Source organism: Dyadobacter fermentans DSM 18053 (assembly GCF_000023125.1).
Lineage (GTDB): Bacteria > Bacteroidota > Bacteroidia > Cytophagales > Spirosomataceae > Dyadobacter > Dyadobacter fermentans.
The window spans coordinates 4,910,134-4,927,819 of record NC_013037.1 but is presented as its reverse complement, the minus strand read 5'-3'; the positions used below and the strand labels follow the sequence as shown (position 1 = coordinate 4,927,819).

Below are 17,686 nucleotides of genomic sequence, written 5' to 3'. Positions count from 1 at the left end.
CCATGCAATTGACAAATCGCTCAAAGCAAGTAAGCAATAAAGAAATGACGCTGGCGGAGCGCGCCTACCTGCCTGCTATTGCAACAGGTCTGGCGATTACCATCAAGCACTTTTTTTCGAAGAAAGTAACGATCCAATACCCGGAAGTAAAACGGTACCTCGGTCCGGTTTTCCGTGGAAGACATATTTTGAAAAGAGACGCAGAAGGCCGTGAACGTTGTACAGCCTGCGGTCTGTGCGCGGTAGCATGCCCAGCCGAAGCGATTTCAATGGTGGCAGCCGAGCGCGTGAAAGGGGAAGAGAACCTGTATCGCGAAGAAAAATATGCGGCGGTATACGAAGTGAACATGCTGCGCTGCATTTTCTGCGGCCTTTGCGAGGAAGCCTGCCCGAAACAGGCCGTTTACCTGCGCCACGACGAGTTTGTACCGGTATTCACCGAACGCGACCAGGTAATCTGGGGCAAAGACCTCCTCGTGGAAGATATGAATAACCGCTACACCCGCGAAGCCTGGACGAAGGAAGAAGCGCGCGCGCTGGATGCCAAAAGAGCGAGCGGCGAAGTTACCAACGTTGTTCCACGAGCTATTCCCTGAGGTAAACCAAGACTGTCAGCAGTTACTAACATTATGAATTCAGCAGTTTCATTTTTTTACTTTCTATCCTTCCTCACCATCCTCAGCGCAGTGATGGTGGTGGTATCGCGTAACCCCATTCACAGCGTGCTGTACCTGATCCTGACGTTCTTTACGCTCTCAGGGCACTACATCCTGCTGAATGCGCAGTTTCTGGCGGCGGTAAATATCATCGTGTACGCAGGAGCGATTATGGTACTTTTCCTCTTCGTGATCATGTTTTTGAATATGAAGCAGGACCAGGAGGAGTCTAAAACGAATCTCACCAAAATAGCCGCCACAATCGTCGGCGGGACGGTGTTCGTGATCCTTTTCGGCGCTTACCGCAAAACGGCTATCGAGCCATTCAATCCGCAGACTTACGATTCACAGATCGGTATGATCGAGAGCCTGGGCCATATGCTTTTCCGGGATTATCTGTTGCCATTTGAATTGGCATCTATCCTGTTGCTTGTGGCGATGGTGGGGGCAGTATTATTAGGTAAAAGAGAGATCGGCGAGCGGCATTTTTAATGCGCATTCATTTCAAATAATATTGAGCCAAAGTATAAGGGCGGCCCTCACTGTGAGAGCCGCCCTATTTTTTACGCTTAAAATTGCGCCTTAGTTCGCTTCTTCTGCTTCCGCGTAAGCTTCCACCGGGATGCAAGAACAGATCAGGTTGCGGTCCCCGTAAGCGCTGTCTACGCGGCTTACGCTTGGCCAGAACTTGTTGAATCGCAGGTATGGCAGCGGGAATGCGGCTTTTTCCCGGCTGTAAGAGCGCGTCCAGTTTTCGCTGAGCAACACGCGGGAAGTATGCGGCGCATTCTTCAAAACGTTATCATTACGGTCGGCAATGCCCTCTTCCACTTCGCGGATTTCGTTGCGGATGGCGATCATTGCGTCGCAGAAACGATCCAGTTCCGCTTTCGATTCGGATTCGGTCGGTTCAATCATCAATGTGCCTGCCACCGGGAATGAGAGCGTTGGTGCGTGGAAGCCATAGTCCATAAGGCGTTTTGCCAAATCCTCCGCTTCTACGCCGGCGGCTTTGAAGCCACGGCAGTCAACGATCATTTCATGCGCACAGCGGCCATTTGCGCCGGTATAAAGCACTTCGTAGTGGCCGTTCAGGCGTTCTTTGATGTAGTTCGCATTCAGGATCGCGTATTTCGTTGCATTGGTCAATCCTTCGCCGCCCATCATCGCGATGTACGCGTAAGAAATCGTGAGAATGCTCGCGCTGCCGTAAGGTGCCGCGGAAACCGCTCCGGCTTGTCCGTTTGGCAAATATTCCGGCTGTGTGCTGAAATTGACGTGTCCTGGCAGGAACGGCATCAGATGCTCGGCCACGCCGATCGGACCTACGCCCGGGCCGCCGCCGCCGTGAGGGATACAGAATGTTTTGTGCAAATTGAGGTGGCAAACGTCGGCACCAATGCTGGCGGGGCTCGTAAGGCCTACCTGCGCATTCATGTTCGCGCCATCCATATAAACTTGTCCGCCAAATGAATGGATCATTTCGCAGATCTCGATAATGCTTTCTTCGTAAACGCCGTGCGTGGAAGGGTAAGTTACCATCAAACACGACAGGTCATTGGCATGTTGCTCCGCTTTCGCACGCAGGTCTTCCACGTCGATATTACCGCGCTCGTCGCATTTCGTTACCACCACTTTCATACCGGCCATTACAGCGGATGCAGGGTTGGTTCCGTGTGCCGACGACGGGATCAAAGCCACGTTACGGTGTGCATCGCCGCGGCTCTCGTGGTAAGCGCGAATAGCCATCAAGCCTGCATATTCGCCTTGCGCACCCGAGTTTGGCTGGAAGGACATCGCTGCAAAACCAGTGATTTCACAAAGCCAGGTATTCAATTCACTCACCAGCTGCGCATAGCCGCCCACCTGGTTCGTAGGCGCAAACGGGTGGATCGCGCCAAATTCCGGCCATGTAAGCGGGATCATTTCGGCAGTGGCATTCAGCTTCATAGTGCAGCTACCCAGCGAGATCATGGAATGTACCAAAGAAAGGTCTTTGTTTTCCAATGATTTCAGATAGCGGAGCATTTCGTGCTCGGTGTGATGCGTGTTGAAAACGGGGTGTGTCAGGTATTCCGACGTTCTCACCAGATTTTCAGGCAGCGAGAAATCCAGCTCTTCCTCGATCACCATCTCGCCCTGGAAGCCTGAAACTTCCGCAAATACATTCAGCAATGCGATCACATCGTCGAAAGTCTTAGCCTCATCAAAAGAAACCGAAAGGCTTTCGTCGCCGTGGTAGCAAAGGTTAATGCCGTATTTCAAGGCCTGCTCACGCAGTTTGCGCGTCAGTGGCGTCTTGACCGTTACCGTATCGAAATAATTTTCGGTAGTAACCTCATAATTGAATTTCTTCACCGTATCCACAAACAGGCGGGTAAGGCCATGCACGCGTGCCGCGATGCCCTTAATGCCCTCAGGACCGTGGTATACTGAATAGGCACCGGCGATAACTGCCAGCAATACTTGTGCAGTACAAATGTTGGAAGTAGCTTTTTCGCGGCGGATGTGCTGCTCCCGCGTCTGCAATGCCATGCGCAATGCCCGGTTGCCCTCGCCATCCACCGAAACCCCGATAATGCGGCCCGGGATCTGGCGCTTGTAAGCATCTTTCGTCGCGAAGTAAGCAGCATGCGGACCGCCATAGCCCATCGGCACGCCAAAGCGTTGCGAAGAACCGATCACCACATCGGCGCCCATTTCGCCCGGCGATTTCAGGAGCGTTAATGCAAGCAGATCTGCCGCGACGGCCACTGTAACACCCAGCTCGTGCGCAGACGCGATAAAATCGGTATAATCGATCACCTCACCATTGGTAGCAGGGTACTGAACAAGCGCGGCGTAAATGGTTTCGTCGGTCAGATCCACCGTCGCGTGGTTACCCACCACCACATCGATGCCGATCGGCTTCGCGCGGGTGTAGATCAGGTCGATCGTTTGCGGGTGGCAAAGTTCCGACACGAAAAAGGTGTTCGCTTTCTTTCTAGAAGCACCTTTCAATGCATAAAGCATGGTCATTGCCTCAGCCGCGGCAGTCGCTTCGTCGAGCAACGATGCATTCGCGATCTCCATTCCAGTGAGGTCGGTTACCACCGTTTGGAAGTTCAGGAGCATTTCAAGGCGGCCCTGTGCGATTTCAGCCTGGTAAGGTGTATATGCTGTATACCAGGCCGGGTTTTCGAGGATATTCCTCAGAATGACGTTCGGTGTGATGGTATCGTAGTAGCCCGTGCCGATATAGGATTTCAGCACTGCGTTTTTGGAAGCAACTCTTTTAATGTATTGTAAAAATTCCTGCTCCGATTTGGGCCTCGGCAAATTCAACGGTTTTGGTAGACGAATCGCAGAAGGCAGAGTCTGGTCAATCAGTTCATCCACTGACCCGGCCCCGATGGTCTTCAACATTTCCTGCAATTCCTGTTCATCTTTACCGTGGTGACGGTTTTCAAACTTGTCCTGGTTTCGAAGATTAACTTTCATTCAACTTAGGCTGAGAATGCCGCTATTAGGTGATTTTAAAATACAAAAGTAAGCAAATCCAATCAAATCTTTCAGAGATTGATGGCTATGCTTACTCTTGAATATGTACAAAATGTAACGGCGGGAAGTTCCTAGTGATTAGGGCAGCCGCAATCGGTTTTTCGTTTGAATATCCCAAGGAATTTCTTGGACTTCGGTTTCTTGTAGCCTTTGTATTTTTTCTTCTTTCCGAACAATCCCACTTTCGTTGTCTCAGGTGCTGCGGCGGAAGCCGTTTCCACGCCTGAAATGCCGCAAATCAGCGCCAGAACGAGCAGCCAGGGAGTAATTTTCTTCGTGATTTTCATAAAATGGATCTTCAAAGGTTACTAATGCAACGCCCTGCTTCCGGGTTTCGGTATGTTTGGCGCCAACCCTTTCGCAATTTTGCGAAATTTTTATGCTTTAACCAATTCCAGGATTGTGATTTCGGGGAGGATACCCACGCGGCCCGGATACCCTAAATATCCAAATCCGCGGTTGACGTACAAGTACTGATCTTCCTCCTGGTAAAGTCCCGCCCATCGCTTGTAGCGGTACTGCACCGGGCTCCACTTCACTTTACCGATTTCCACACCGAATTGCATCCCGTGTGTGTGACCGGCAAGCGCAAGGTCTATGTCTTTATATTTCGGCAAAACCTGTGCTTCCCAATGGCTGGGATCGTGCGAGAGCAATATTTTAACCGGGTATTCATCGGTATGCGCATAAGCCTTTTCGAGGTTTCCATATTTGGCAAAATTACCCGCGCCCCAGTTCTGAATGCCAATCAGCCCGATTGATTCGCCATCGACGGTAATGGGCCGGTTTTCGTCCAGCATCAGCTTCCAGCCCAGCAATTCATGCGCTTTTTTCAGATCTGAGAGATTATTGGTTTTCGACTGCACGTCCGCCCAGTGGAAGTAGTCGCCATAATCGTGGTTGCCGAGTACCGAATGCACACCCAGCGGCGCTTTTACTTTGTCGAAAATATGGATATAATCCTTCACCTCCATCGCCCGGTCGTTCACCAGGTCGCCGGTGAAGAATGCGATATCCGGCTTTTCCTTCATCAACATTTCCACACCGCCCTTCACCGCTGTTTTATTGAAAAAACTACCCGAGTGGATGTCGGAAAGTTGGGCGATCTTCATGCCGTGAAACTGTCGCGGAAGGTTTTTCAAAGGCACCTTCACACGGCGAATGCGGTAATCGTGCGCTCCCGAAAGGATTCCATATGCAAACGTGCCCATTAAACCGGCCCCTGCAACCACAGCCGTGGTCGCCAGGAACTGTGAACGCGGAATCGTCGGCTCGCCGGTTTCAGGCGAAGGCGTTGCAACGGAAGGAGCGAAAAAGCTGACGATCCATTGAAAAAAGCGGCGGATGTCGTCGATCAGCAGGATCACTACCGCCAGCAGTTTCGAGAGATAGGGAATGGCGATGAATGCGACTACAAATGTGCGGGTAGTGCTTTTGAAATAATCCGGCGGGAGCAATTGCATGCCGATGTAAGCGCCCAAAGTGAGCACGGTCAGCGCCCAATATGCGCCGCCGATCCAGCGTTGTGTCAAAGGAGCGAGGCCGCGAATGGCCAGTTTCAAGCCCTGCCAGACGTACCAGTCGATGGCAAACAGGATGAATGCAAGTATGATAAAAAAGAAGGTTCGATTCATTTTAAAATGATAGTTGTCATATCAACGACAAACATATCTAAAACCTTTCACGTTCAGCTCACCACCCGGATTTCACAGCGAATGTACAGCAAAGGAAAAATGCACGGGCCGAAGGTTTATTTCAGCAGGTTAGCGGTTTTCGATACTTTTGTACCCTATTCAATATGAGTTATGCCAAAATATGATTTCAAACGATTCCATATTCGTTCGATGAATGCGGGGTCCGACCAGGAGAGAGCGGAGATCAACAAGGAGTTGAAGGAGCTTTACGCCTCCCTGCCAGAAGACGAGAAAAAGATATTCAACGAGGAGTTGCAGCATTTCCTTACCCACGAGGTAGCCCGCATCAAATCCGACTACGAATCAGTGAGAGGCCTCAACCAACCGAATTGAACCTCAGTTGAGCCGGGGATCGATGGGATAATGGGCAATGGAGCGGTATTCGCCGCCCATACTGCGGAGAACTTCGCGCCAGAAGTTGCCGGGCGGTGTTGAAAAAAGGAAATCGGAGCTGGTGGATGAGATAATCCAGGAATCCTGTTTGATCTCATCATCGAGCTGGCCGCCGCTCCATCCAGAGTAGCCAATGAAAAACATAACGTCTTCCTGTTTCAGCGTGTTCAGGTTGAGCAGTGTTTTCACATTGTTGAAATCGCCTCCCCAGTAAACATCCTTCATAATCTCTGTACCGCCCGTGACGAGGTCGGGGCGGCGGTGGATGAAATGCAGCGTATTCTTCTCGACAGGGCCACCCAAATGCAATGTAATATCCTGGTAGATAGTTTCTTCAAGCACATCGCCCAGGAAAAGGTCCGTCGTTTGGTTCAGCACAAAACCAAAGCTTCCTTCTTCATTATGCTCACACATGAGAATCACTCCCCTCTCAAAATTGGGATCGCCCAGAAAAGGCTTGGCGATAAGCAAGCTTCCTTTTGAAACTTTTGCGGCTGACGGCATACCCTGGCAAATTGTTAATTCAACAACGAAATATATTTATTTTTCGCACTGAAAAACTGATATTGCCCAAAAATGTAATAAAAATAAGATCATGGCATTGGTAAAATCTGTCCGCGGACACCACCCGACGTTCCACGAGAGTTGCTGGTTTGCAGAAAACGCCACCATTGTGGGCGACGTGGTAATGGGTGAAAATTGTACTGTGTGGTTCAACGCGGTGATCCGCGGCGACGTGAACAGTATCCGCATCGGGCATCATTCCAATGTTCAGGATGGCGCCGTGATCCACTGCACGTACCAGCGCTTCGCGACGACGATCGGCAACTACGTCTCCATCGCGCACAACGCCATCGTACATGGCTGCACGATCGAAGACCACGTGCTCATCGGCATGGGCGCGATCGTCATGGACGGCGCGGTCGTGGGTGAAGGCGCAATCATCGCCGCCGGGGCGATCGTCACCCAAGGCACCAAAGTCCCTCCCGGCACCATTTACGCCGGTAACCCTGCCAAATACCTGAAAGACGTCTCACCGGAATTGAATGCGGCCATCGACCGGACGGCGAATAACTATCTGATTTATTCGGGGTGGTTTAAGGAGGAAGAAGGATCAAAATAGCGGTCATTCCCAATGCTCACGCTCGGCGGGATCAAGATTACTGCCTCCGGCACACGGTTTTCGAACAGCGATCTCCTTTTCCGTTTTACAGCACGATACATCACGTAATACGTGGCAACAGCTTCCAATGGTCGGTAAACAAACTTTGAAAGCTGAAAAGCGACCGTAAGTCCTCCAATTACGATACCCGCGACACATGCGGGCAGCATACTTCGCTTCAAGAGTTTGATTTTGTCGATATTAACAATGTCCTCATAAAAAACGAAACCGCCGCTCCCGGGAATGTAAGGGTTATCCTGAAGCTTTATCCCGTCATGTCTTATGACAGTAACCTCTCCAAAAACAAACTCCTCCTGCCCGAATTTATTCTTTTGAATGCATTGCAAATACTGACCTTTTTTAACCTTGATCGTTTCCTTTGTTTTGACGGATTGGATGAGGAAGTAGGGCTTTTGTGCAAAAGTAGCAGGCACAATCAACCACAAAACTACACTTACCCAAAGTAGTGTAAGACGTATCAACATGGCTGGCATTACCAATTGAGGCCTCAGATACAGGAAACCAGACAAACATACCCTCCATTCATGCATCTGTTAATGCCAGCGATAGTACCAGCAAAACTTCCGATGGCAGCTCCACCAGCAGCAGCAAGTAGTGTTCCTACCCCAGCAAATGGCACACCTCCGATCAAGCCTAACAGTGCACCGTAGACGGAATTCTCCACGATTTCGGTCAGCATTGTAGCGGCAATGTTGATAATCTTGCGGATTACCTTTCCTAGACCACCCCAAAAATCCGCCTGATAGCTGTCGTAACCATGCCATGACGGATCTGGAAAGCAGAATTTTCCGTCCGTTGCATAGTAATTTGTCGTCTCGTCAAAACTGTCGTAATAGGCCTGTATCACCGCATTTAATATGCCTTTTTCAAGAGGGGTGAGCGTCCCATCATTCGTGATGGCAGTTTTGATTGGGTTGAGGTAGACATCGATCGCATCTTTTAGATACGAACTCCAGAAGATTTGCGCATTACATCCCGGGCTATTATCGGTGCACTAACTTAGCGCAAGGTCCTTTGCTCCTTTTTGAATTGCCGTGGTAATCTGGGACTTGTAGTTGTAAATTTTTGAGTATGCAGGATTTAACGCATATGCATTAGGATTAATCTTGTACGCAGCGACTAGGCCGTCAAACCAAGGCCCCGTAGCCGCCCCGTATTTGGCTATTGCCTTATTCCTGTATTTAGTATTCAGGGCATTCTCATTCAAGGTTGAACAGTCCAACGATCCGAAATTAGCTTGTGCCAATTTTGCATATGCGTCATTCTTCATTGCCGTCGTCTTCGCTGTGGATGTTGGGCTGACTTCATCATGGTACTTACTACAAGCCGAAAGAACAATAGATGTTGCAGCGAACAGGAATACAACGAATAAGAAACGGAAGGGGTTGATACTTGTCTTTTTCATGGCATTAAATGGTTAAAGTGTGAGAAGATGATCGCGCATCGGGAGAAAAAGCCCCCTTTTAAAGCATTTTGGTCAAGTTTGTTGATGAATACCCATCTCACTGTTACGCTATGTGAAATTACCTCACAAAACAAGCGAAATACTTACCTGATGCTGTTGCGGAAAGTGCAGGACAACTTGCGGTTTCCGCACATAATTCGGGAGGAATGGGCTTAGCTATTTGGGGATTTCAAAAAGCCGCTAAATTTGTCAAGTCACTCAAAAACAAGCACACTATGACGGATTTCGGGAGTAATTTCAGGAAGCTGAGGGAATGGGCAGGACTATCCCAGGAGGCATTGGGAGCTAGTTTGAATGTGTCGGCTTCCGTGATCAACAGAATTGAGAATAACAAAAGGAGACTGGACATTCAGATACTGCAAAACCTTGCGAACGCTTTGCAGCTCGATGTGGCGCTGGTAGTGGCGGTAATGTTTAAAGGGAAGTCGGCATTGCCCAAGCAGCGGGCGGAGAAAGCGTTGCCGGTCCCCGCCTGATGCCTATTCGGCCATTTCCTTGCGGGCGTTCAGATAACCCTTGATAACCGTGAAAGTGGTGATTGCGAGGAAGAATAATATAATGTACTGCACGTAGTCGACGATCCACGGGAATTTCTCCCCGAACAGGTAACCTCCGCCCGTTAAAGTGAAGATCCAGATCATCCCGCCCACCACATTGTTGACAAGGAACGAAGTAAACGGCATTTTGACAAGCCCAGCAAGAATAGGCGCAAATGTGCGGACGATCGGCAGGAAACGACTGATAATCAATGTCCTACTCCCGTATTTTTCAAAATAATTTCGGGTGGTTTCAATGTGTTTTTTCTTAAAAAAGAAGGAATCAGGCCGGTTTTCGAACATATCGCCGAAGTACTTTCCGAAAATATACCCTACCAGCGAACCCAGTATCGCGGCGGTTAGCATGCTTGTGAGCAAGATCAGAATGGGTACGTCGAGAATGCCGGTGCCGCAGAACACGCCGGCGAGGAACACGAGGTAGTCGCCCGGCAGGAAGAATGCGAAAAACAACCCGTTTTCAGCAAATACAATAAATGTGATCACCAGAAGCCCGCCAGTGCGGATGATCTCCTCTGAATTAAGTATATACTGGAAAAACTCGACAATTGAATCCATAATCTGTAATCTTAGGCCGGCACGCATTTCGGCGTCTCGTTACCCGTTTGTTGACCTTTTAAATTTAAGCATTTTCCGACAGTTCCAGCCAGCGCAGCTCCTTGTCGGCCTGGCTTTCATTGATTTCTTCAATCTGCTTCGACCATTTGGCCAATTCCTCGTGCGAGCCTCCATTATTCAGGTTTTCGACAAGTTTTGCTTTGGTTTCCTCCATTTTCGCGATGTCGGATTCCAGCTGCTCCATTTCTTTCTGCTCTTTATAGCTCAGCTTTCTTTTGGCCGCAGCGGCAGGCACCGCAACCGGTTCTTTCGGCTGTGCCAATTCTTTGGCCGCCGGTTTCGCAGCAGCATTGGCCGCAGCCAGTTTCTTTTCTGCCTCCTGCTCATCCTGATAGTCACGCAGCTCGGTATAGTTACCCGGGAAATCGCTGATCTTACCTTCGCCTTCAAACACAAAAATATGCTCGACAAGGCGATCGAGGAAATAGCGGTCGTGGGAAACGATCATCAGACAGCCCGGGAAGTTTAACAAAAACTCTTCCAGCACATTCAAACTGTCGATGTCCAGATCGTTCGTAGGCTCATCGAGGATCAGGAAATTCGGCTGCTTGATCAGAATTAACAGAAGCTGCAACCGGCGCCTTTCTCCTCCGCTGAGTTTGGAAATAAAATCATATTGCTTCGATGGCGAGAACAGGAATGCTTGCAACAAATGGCCTACGGTAACGGTTTCGCCCGTGCCGAGCTGCACTACTTCCGCCACATCTTTCACGATGTCGATCACACGCTGGGTTTCGTTAAATACCAGGTCCGACTGTTTGTAATAGCCAAACTGCACCGTCTCGCCGGTCGATATTTTGCCCTTATCAGGCTGCAATTCGCCGGTGATCATGTTCAGCAGCGTCGATTTTCCCATTCCGTTCTTACCGACAATACCGATGCGATCGCCGCGTCGGAATGTGTATTCGAAGTTTTTGATCAACTCGCGCTCGCCAAAACCTTTGCTGATGTTTTCCAGCTCAATAATCTTGCTCCCGAGGCGCGAAGTGCGTACGTTGAGCTCCATTTGCACATCGAATTTCTTCTGGCTGGCCTTTTCCTTCAAGTCCTCGAATGCGTCGATGCGGTATTTGGCTTTGGTACCACGCGCTTTCGGCTGCCTTCTGATCCAGTCCAGTTCCTTGCGCATGAGGTTGCGCGCCTTGTCGATCGTTGCGGCTTCGAGTTCTTCGCGCTCGGCCTTCTTTTCGAGGAAATAGGAATAGTTGCCTTTATAGCTGTATGCCGAACCATGGTCGAGTTCGAGCATCTGGTTGCAGACGGTGTCGAGGAAGTAACGGTCGTGGGTTACTACCAATAATGTTGTGTTGGAAGTATTCAGGTATTCTTCCAGCCATTCGACGGTATCGAGGTCGAGGTGGTTGGTAGGTTCATCGAGAATGAGCAGGTCGGGATCTTCGAGAAGGACTTTCGCCAATGCCACACGCTTGCGCTGTCCGCCGGAAAGCGTTCCATAGGCATTGTCGGTATGATGAATGCCAAGGCGACCGAGAATTTCCTTTGTCCTGTATTCAAAATCCCACGCATTGTACTTATCCATATCCTCCATCACCTGCGCGAGTTCGTCGTGGTTGTCCGTTTCGATGGCATGCTCATAGCGCTTCACCACCTGGGCCACGGGATTGTTGGAAGAAAATATCACTTCAAGCACCGGCAGCGATTCGTCGAATGCAGGACTTTGGTCAAGGTAACCCACGCGAATGTCCTTGCGGATGCTCACTTCACCTTCGTCGGCAGGAATCTTGCCGGTGAGAATGTTCAGGAATGTGGTTTTTCCGGTTCCGTTCGTCCCGATCAACGCCACTTTGTCCCCTTTACTGATGCCGAAACTGATATTCCTGAAAAGCCACCGGTCGCCGAACGACTTGGCAATATTTTCCGCCGAAAGATAATTCATGATTAAATCTAAAATTCTGTATATGCAAAGTTAGGACAGATATTAAACAACGAAGAAAAAATTCGCTTTCATAGGGTAAATAGGCTAATATTGCCACTTATATTCAGTTAGATGGTTCCATTGAACACATTCATTATCATGTCCAAACAATCCCTTTACCTAATCTTAACCGTTTTTCTTTGTTTTAAAGCAGTAGCGCAGGACAGTAATTTTAAAAGCTATACCCAAAAGATCGGAGGCAGCCCTCAGGTGTACGACATGGTGGCGATACCGGGCGGCGAATACACGATGGGAAGCCCCGCGAGTGAAAAAGGACGCAGAGCCGACGAAGGCCCCCAGCACAAGGTGAAAATCGAACCTTTCTGGATGGGCAAAACTGAAATGACCTGGGATATTTACGATTTGTACGCTTTCAAGAATATGGAAAAGGAAATGGGCGCACGCCACCCTGACCCTGACAAGAGCGTTCAGAAAACCGACGCAAGTACCCGCCCCTCCCCTCCCTATGTAGATATGTCTTTCGGAATGGGCCGCTCTGGTTATCCGGCGATCAATATGACGCAATATGCGGCGATCTTCTTCTGCAAATGGTTGTATGAAAAAACAGGCATTTTCTACCGCCTGCCTACCGAAGCCGAATGGGAATATGCTTGCCGCGCGGGCTCTAAAACACCTTATTCGTTCGGTGATGAATCCAAAATCGATGAATATGCATGGTACCGCAAAAACAGTGATGCTGCATATAAAAAAGTAGGCACTAAAAAGCCGAATGCGTGGGGCTTGCACGATATGCATGGTAATGTAATGGAATGGACGCTCGACCAGTACATTCCTGATTATTACGCGAAGCAACCGAAAGGCGAAGCATTCGCACCGGTGACCGAGCTTTATCCTACTTCCGTGCGCGGAGGTTCATGGGACGACGAAGCGGCAGACCTCCGCAGCGCTGCCCGCGTAGCTTCCAAGCCCGAATGGAAAATCCTCGATCCGCAATTGCCGAAATCGGAATGGTGGATGACGAGCGCGTCGTTTGTAGGTTTCCGCGTTGTAAGACCGCTCAAAACGCCTTCTCAGGAAGAGATCAATGCGTATTACAGCCCTAAATTGATTGAAGACTACTGATCATATTTAAACTCTTAATTCGAAATGGAACAAAACAGACGTAATTTTTTGAAAGCATCGGGCCTCATCGCCGGCGGTGCTATATTGAATCCGTTTACGGGCTACGGCTATAACAGCGCCGTGGGCGAGACGATCAAGGTGGCCCTCATCGGCTGCGGCGGTCGCGGAACGGGTGCAGCCGCGCAAGCGCTGAGCACTTCGCAAAATGTGCAGATCGTGGCCATGGCCGACGCTTTCAAGGACCGTCTCGATGATTCTTACAAAAACCTGACAGCTAAAAAATATAAAAATGCTGCTGGACAGCCGGTTGACATCAAAACGAAAGTGGATGTACCCGAAGACCGGAAGTTTGTAGGATTCGACGCATTCAAAAAAGCCATTGCATTGAAGGACGTGGATGTGGTGATCCTGGCAACGCCTCCGGGCTTCCGTCCATCGCATTTCGAAGAGGCTGTGAAAAACAACAAGCATATTTTTATGGAAAAACCGGTTGCAACCGATGCACCAGGTATCCGCAAAGTGCTTGAAGTAGCCGAAGAAGCGAAAAAGAAAAAATTGAACGTGGTTGTGGGTCTGCAACGCCACTACCAGGCCAACTACCGCGAGGCGATCAAACGCATTCACGACGGCGCACTGGGCGATATCGTAGGCGGCCAGGTGTATTGGGTCGGCAGCAGCCCTTGGATGAAAGAACGCCAGGCTAACCAGACCGAAATGGAATACCAAATGAGAAACTGGTATTATTTCAACTGGCTTTGCGGCGATCACATTTCAGAGCAGCACGTTCACAATATCGACGTAGCCAACTGGGTGAAAAACGGTTACCCTGTATCGATCCAAGGCTCAGGCGGCCGCCAGGTACGGACCGGCAAAGCATACGGTGAAATTTACGATCACCACACGCTCGACCTCGTTTACGCGGACGGAACGGTGATTTCCAGCCAATGCCGCCAGTTCGAAGGAACCTGGAACCGTGTTGACGAAGCATTCGTGGGTACCAAAGGCCGCATCGACAGCTTTGACGACAAAAGAACGATTCTTAAAGACTACAAAGGAGGCCTGATTTATCAACACGATAATAAGGGCGACAAAAACCCATATCAGGTAGAGCACGACGAGCTGTTTGCTGCCATCGCGAAAGGCCAATACAAATTTGCCGACGCTGAAAATGGCGCAAAAAGCACTATGACGGCCATTATGGGCCGTATGGCAACCTACTCGGGCAAGCAAATCAAATGGGACGAGGCATTGAACTCGGATATTAACCTGTTCCCGGATAAACTGGCATGGGATGCATCTCCGAAAATCCTGCCGGGTCCCGACGGTCTTTATCCGGTTGCAATCCCGGGCAAAACCCAGGTAATCTGATCCTTTTGACTACTAATGCAAAATGGCCCTCAACGGGCCATTTTGCATTTTAATAGCATTTCTCCGAACGAATCGCTATATTCGGTAAAGAGAATTCTTGACAAACTTATTGTGGAACGAAATATGTAGTCAGTGAAACTTAGCCTGAGAAACGCTGTACTTATTCTCCTTGCCGGTATGATCGTGCTGGCAACCGGTTCGTTTTTAAATTCATCCCAAACGCAATTCAGCGATCCGGTCATTCTGAGCGGCCTTGCAATTGAGTTCGTCGGGACGATCTGGCTGGTGCTGAGCCTTAATCTCCGCAGAAGACGTCACAAGGTCTAAATTACAGCTTGCTGGATCTGTTTCTAAGATAAAAGTCCGCCAGAACCAATGCCGTCATCGCCTCTACGATGGGCACTGCGCGCGGCACTACGCACGGATCATGGCGTCCTTTCCCTTGCACAACGGCCACGTTACCGAACTGATCGACGCTCTCCTGGTCTTGCATAATAGTTGCTACCGGTTTGAAAGCAGTGCGGAAATAGATATCCTCTCCATTTGAAATACCCCCTTGAATGCCTCCTGAATGGTTGGTACGCGTGTGGACATTGCCGTTTTCATCGGTATAGAAAGCGTCATTGTGCTGTGAGCCGGGTAGCAGCACGCCGTCGAAACCGCTGCCGTATTCAAAGCCCTTTACGGCATTAATGCTTAGCATAGCTTTCCCGAGCTCCGCATGGAGTTTGTCGAACACGGGTTCACCCCAGCCGGCCGGCGTTCCTTTTACCACACAATTCACCACACCACCGATCGAATCGCCTTGCTTGCGGATGCCGTCGATGTAATCGAACATTTGCTGGGCCATTTCAGGGTCCGGGCAGCGCACTGCATTGTTTTCCGTTTCGGAAAGGTCCAGTTCCTGGTAGCTTTTTTCCAGCTTCATAGTGCCCACCTGTGATACGTAAGCCTGGATGCTGATCCCCAATTCGGCCAGCATCAGCTTCGCGAGCGCTCCCGCGGCTACGCGTGCTGCCGTTTCGCGTGCAGAACTGCGCCCTCCGCCACGATAGTCGCGCACGCCGTATTTGACCTGATAGGTATAATCGGCATGAGAAGGCCTGAATTGCGCCGCTATGTGCGAGTAATCCTTGCTCCGCTGGTCTTCGTTCCGGATCACCATCGCAATGGGCGTGCCGGTCGTTTTTCCTTCGAAAACCCCCGATAATACTTCAAATTCGTCGGCCTCCTTGCGTTGGGTCGTGATCCGGGACTGTCCGGGCTTCCTGCGCGTGAGTTCGCTTTGAATAAAATCTGAATCGAAAGTCACACCCGCCGGGCAGCCCTCGATCACCACGCCTATTCCTACCCCGTGCGATTCGCCGAAAGTGGCTATTTTGAATATCTTTCCGTATGTACTGCCCATTAAATTTACTTTCTAAATACCCACACCATTGTTATCAGCAACAACACGATGAGGATGTTGGTTAAATCTTTCAGAATCTCTTTATAGTCGATCGCCATGCGGCTGCTGTCGAGGTTTTCGAGGTTATCATACAATCCCGAAGAGCCCGAGAGCGACAAGTTGGCGAGTTTATAATCGTCTCCCCTCACTTCCAGCGAGGCCGCGGACGTGAGCGTGTCATATTTCTGCTTTTCCACATCGAAATAAATCCAGTGAAAATAGCGGCTAAGCGGGAATTCACCATCTTTTCGGGGCACGACGAAATAATCGAACGTCATTTCACCTACTACATTCTGATAGCTCCGCCTGATCACCTGGCTCCGCTCGGGAGGGTAAATATCGAACGAGGAACTTGCCTGAATCACCGGCGCCGGAATGGCCGCAATGTTCCCTACCCCTTCTACCTTAAACATATATCTCACGCTTTCGCCCGGATACACAAGATCGCTCGAGAGCCGCTCTTTTAAGCTATACTGTCCTACGGCGACCTGGTCACGCAGGGGATGGTCCGGCAACTGCCTTACCACAACCGTAACCGGCCGCGAGTAGAATCCCTTTACAAGCTTTTTCTCCACATTCACCGCCCCGCCGCTTTCGGTCACCAGCATGTCCAGCTTCACGGACGGAAGCACAATGTCCTCCGTCGTGATCGGAAAGAGCCGTGCCTGGTACATATTGTATTCGGCATATTTTCTGCCGCGGATCGTGACCTTTCGTCGGATCAGCTCTTCTACCCCGATGTTCTCCTCCCAGCAGTTCACCGGCCTCACGGCCTTCAATATGGCCTGCAACTGCTCATTAAACCGGTAGAATTCCATTTGAACCGGCGCATTTTCTGCGATATAAAGCGATATCCGCACCGCGAAGCCCTGACGTATGTAAACCTGCTTTTTATCCGTCTGTACCGACAAAAACACCGATTGACTGTTATCATCCACCTCGGTCACGGCTACGTCATCCGCCAATGCACTTTCATCCGCCTCGCCTGTCTTTGCGAACACAACCATCGTTTCCTCCGACCGCAGTCTTTGGTTATTGACGGTCAATGTAAATTCAGGTATCAGATAATTTCCCGCTTTCCTGGCGTAATACTCCTGGGTAATGGTTTGGATCACCACCTTCCTGCCATCAACCGTACTTACCGAACTCGTGGCCGACTTGCTTCTTTTCTCCAAGTCCTTGATTTCGGGGAAGATCACCGACGGGCGGGTCTCTACATCCCGCAGCACAACCGATATGAGGAACGGCTGATCCAACGTCAGGTTTTTAGAGCCATATTCGATGGTGGCCGGGTTTTCGGGAGACTGCGCCAGTGCGATACCAGAAAAACACAAAAAAATATTTAATAACGCATATAATTTCATTTCAGTTTTTCGTTATCTTTATTAGGAATTGCTGAAAACGAAGCGTTTTTAAGGGTTTCTTTTGTTTTATCGTTGTCCCTAAACCACAAAACTACATAATACTATGGCCTCGATGCTTGAATACATTAAAATTATTCTCCAGAAAGTCAGCTTCGACCGCAAATTATTTGAAAAGGAACTCAGGAAAGCCATCCGCATGTTAATGCCGGCTGAGATCAAAAGGCTTAGGCAGTGGTGTTATGACCATTATGCGACCGTTCACTTACCAGTGTTAAATACTTGTTTTGAGAGAATTTCTTCGTTGAAATAGCGACAATACCATTTGATTGATAATCGAGAGCTTATAAAAATAGAAAGCCGCCCGGATTCGGGCGGCTTTCTTACT

At 49.7% G+C, this 17,686-nt stretch carries 20 protein-coding genes; 9 read left to right on the top strand and 11 right to left on the bottom strand.

Going from position 1 to position 17,686, the window contains the following annotated elements:
* Positions 1-2: 2 nt before the first annotated feature.
* Positions 3-596 (top strand): NuoI/complex I 23 kDa subunit family protein, encoded by a 594-nt coding sequence (locus tag DFER_RS20305; RefSeq protein ID WP_015813526.1) that lies wholly within the window; start codon positions 3-5, stop codon positions 594-596.
* Positions 597-629: 33 nt separating this feature from the next.
* Positions 630-1,148 (top strand): NADH-quinone oxidoreductase subunit J family protein, encoded by a 519-nt coding sequence (locus DFER_RS20300; RefSeq protein WP_015813525.1) that lies wholly within the window; start codon positions 630-632, stop codon positions 1,146-1,148.
* A 90-nt stretch (positions 1,149-1,238) separates the two neighbouring features.
* Here the strand turns inward: DFER_RS20300 and gcvP are convergent, their stop codons facing one another.
* The 3 genes from gcvP to DFER_RS20285 all read right to left on the bottom strand — a co-directional run bounded on the left by gcvP (position 1,239) and on the right by DFER_RS20285 (position 5,830).
* Positions 1,239-4,136 carry an aminomethyl-transferring glycine dehydrogenase gene (gcvP, locus tag DFER_RS20295; RefSeq protein WP_015813524.1) on the bottom strand — a complete coding sequence of 966 codons (2,898 nt, stop codon included), beginning with the start codon at positions 4,134-4,136 and terminating at the stop codon, positions 1,239-1,241.
* Positions 4,137-4,267: 131 nt separating this feature from the next.
* On the bottom strand, positions 4,268-4,483 hold the full coding sequence (locus DFER_RS20290; protein ID WP_015813523.1) for a hypothetical protein: 216 nt from the start codon (positions 4,481-4,483) through the stop codon (positions 4,268-4,270).
* A 90-nt stretch (positions 4,484-4,573) separates the two neighbouring features.
* A complete protein-coding gene (locus DFER_RS20285; RefSeq protein ID WP_015813522.1) occupies positions 4,574-5,830 on the bottom strand; it encodes a metallophosphoesterase in 1,257 nt (418 codons plus the stop codon).
* Positions 5,831-6,001: 171 nt separating this feature from the next.
* Here DFER_RS20285 and DFER_RS20280 point away from each other — a divergent pair, with 171 nt between their 5' ends.
* Positions 6,002-6,223 (top strand): hypothetical protein, encoded by a 222-nt coding sequence (locus DFER_RS20280; RefSeq protein ID WP_229206065.1) that lies wholly within the window; start codon positions 6,002-6,004, stop codon positions 6,221-6,223.
* A 3-nt stretch (positions 6,224-6,226) separates the two neighbouring features.
* Here DFER_RS20280 and DFER_RS20275 read toward each other — a convergent pair whose 3' ends face one another.
* Positions 6,227-6,787, bottom strand: coding sequence for a YqgE/AlgH family protein (locus tag DFER_RS20275; protein WP_015813520.1), 561 nt, complete (start codon positions 6,785-6,787; stop codon positions 6,227-6,229).
* A 91-nt stretch (positions 6,788-6,878) separates the two neighbouring features.
* Here DFER_RS20275 and DFER_RS20270 point away from each other — a divergent pair, with 91 nt between their 5' ends.
* Entirely contained in the window at positions 6,879-7,406 is a 528-nt protein-coding gene (locus tag DFER_RS20270; protein WP_015813519.1) for a gamma carbonic anhydrase family protein, read from the top strand.
* On the opposite strand, the gene DFER_RS20265 is transcribed toward DFER_RS20270, so the two are convergent.
* The 3 genes from DFER_RS20265 to DFER_RS20255 all read right to left on the bottom strand — a co-directional run bounded on the left by DFER_RS20265 (position 7,367) and on the right by DFER_RS20255 (position 8,871).
* Positions 7,367-7,930 carry a hypothetical protein gene (locus DFER_RS20265; RefSeq protein WP_015813518.1) on the bottom strand — a complete coding sequence of 188 codons (564 nt, stop codon included), beginning with the start codon at positions 7,928-7,930 and terminating at the stop codon, positions 7,367-7,369. The two genes, DFER_RS20270 and DFER_RS20265, sit on opposite strands and share 40 nt — an antisense overlap.
* A 23-nt stretch (positions 7,931-7,953) precedes the next feature.
* A complete protein-coding gene (locus DFER_RS20260; protein ID WP_041735348.1) occupies positions 7,954-8,313 on the bottom strand; it encodes a hypothetical protein in 360 nt (119 codons plus the stop codon).
* Positions 8,314-8,460: 147 nt separating this feature from the next.
* Positions 8,461-8,871, bottom strand: coding sequence for a hypothetical protein (locus DFER_RS20255; RefSeq protein WP_041735346.1), 411 nt, complete (start codon positions 8,869-8,871; stop codon positions 8,461-8,463).
* Between the two features lie 206 nt (positions 8,872-9,077).
* Here DFER_RS20255 and DFER_RS20245 point away from each other — a divergent pair, with 206 nt between their 5' ends.
* Complete coding sequence (locus DFER_RS20245; protein WP_015813516.1) at positions 9,078-9,407, top strand: helix-turn-helix domain-containing protein; 330 nt, start codon at positions 9,078-9,080, stop codon at positions 9,405-9,407.
* Positions 9,408-9,410: 3 nt separating this feature from the next.
* On the opposite strand, the gene DFER_RS20240 is transcribed toward DFER_RS20245, so the two are convergent.
* Together DFER_RS20240 and DFER_RS20235 are read right to left on the bottom strand one after the other, a co-directional pair.
* Positions 9,411-10,043: a DedA family protein gene (locus tag DFER_RS20240; RefSeq protein ID WP_041736548.1), complete on the bottom strand. Its 633-nt coding sequence runs from the start codon at positions 10,041-10,043 to the stop codon at positions 9,411-9,413.
* A gap of 64 nt (positions 10,044-10,107) precedes the next feature.
* Positions 10,108-12,000: an ABC-F family ATP-binding cassette domain-containing protein gene (locus DFER_RS20235; RefSeq protein WP_015813514.1), complete on the bottom strand. Its 1,893-nt coding sequence runs from the start codon at positions 11,998-12,000 to the stop codon at positions 10,108-10,110.
* A 111-nt stretch (positions 12,001-12,111) separates the two neighbouring features.
* Between DFER_RS20235 and DFER_RS20230 the strand changes: the two genes are divergently transcribed.
* From DFER_RS20230 to DFER_RS29945, 3 genes are all read left to right on the top strand, one after another.
* Entirely contained in the window at positions 12,112-13,122 is a 1,011-nt protein-coding gene (locus tag DFER_RS20230; protein ID WP_015813513.1) for a formylglycine-generating enzyme family protein, read from the top strand.
* 24 nt (positions 13,123-13,146) lie between these two features.
* Positions 13,147-14,490 carry a Gfo/Idh/MocA family protein gene (locus DFER_RS20225; RefSeq protein ID WP_015813512.1) on the top strand — a complete coding sequence of 448 codons (1,344 nt, stop codon included), beginning with the start codon at positions 13,147-13,149 and terminating at the stop codon, positions 14,488-14,490.
* Between the two features lie 132 nt (positions 14,491-14,622).
* Positions 14,623-14,817, top strand: a complete 195-nt coding sequence (locus tag DFER_RS29945; protein ID WP_143828772.1) for a hypothetical protein — start codon at positions 14,623-14,625, stop codon at positions 14,815-14,817.
* Position 14,818: 1 nt separating this feature from the next.
* Here DFER_RS29945 and aroC read toward each other — a convergent pair whose 3' ends face one another.
* Positions 14,819-15,898 carry a chorismate synthase gene (aroC, locus tag DFER_RS20220; RefSeq protein WP_015813510.1) on the bottom strand — a complete coding sequence of 360 codons (1,080 nt, stop codon included), beginning with the start codon at positions 15,896-15,898 and terminating at the stop codon, positions 14,819-14,821.
* 5 nt (positions 15,899-15,903) lie between these two features.
* On the bottom strand, positions 15,904-17,271 hold the full coding sequence (locus DFER_RS20215) for a BatD family protein (protein WP_229206064.1): 1,368 nt from the start codon (positions 17,269-17,271) through the stop codon (positions 15,904-15,906).
* Positions 17,272-17,404: 133 nt separating this feature from the next.
* Between DFER_RS20215 and DFER_RS30950 the strand changes: the two genes are divergently transcribed.
* Positions 17,405-17,611, top strand: coding sequence for a hypothetical protein (locus DFER_RS30950; RefSeq protein WP_015813508.1), 207 nt, complete (start codon positions 17,405-17,407; stop codon positions 17,609-17,611).
* The last annotated feature ends 75 nt before the right edge of the window (positions 17,612-17,686 follow it).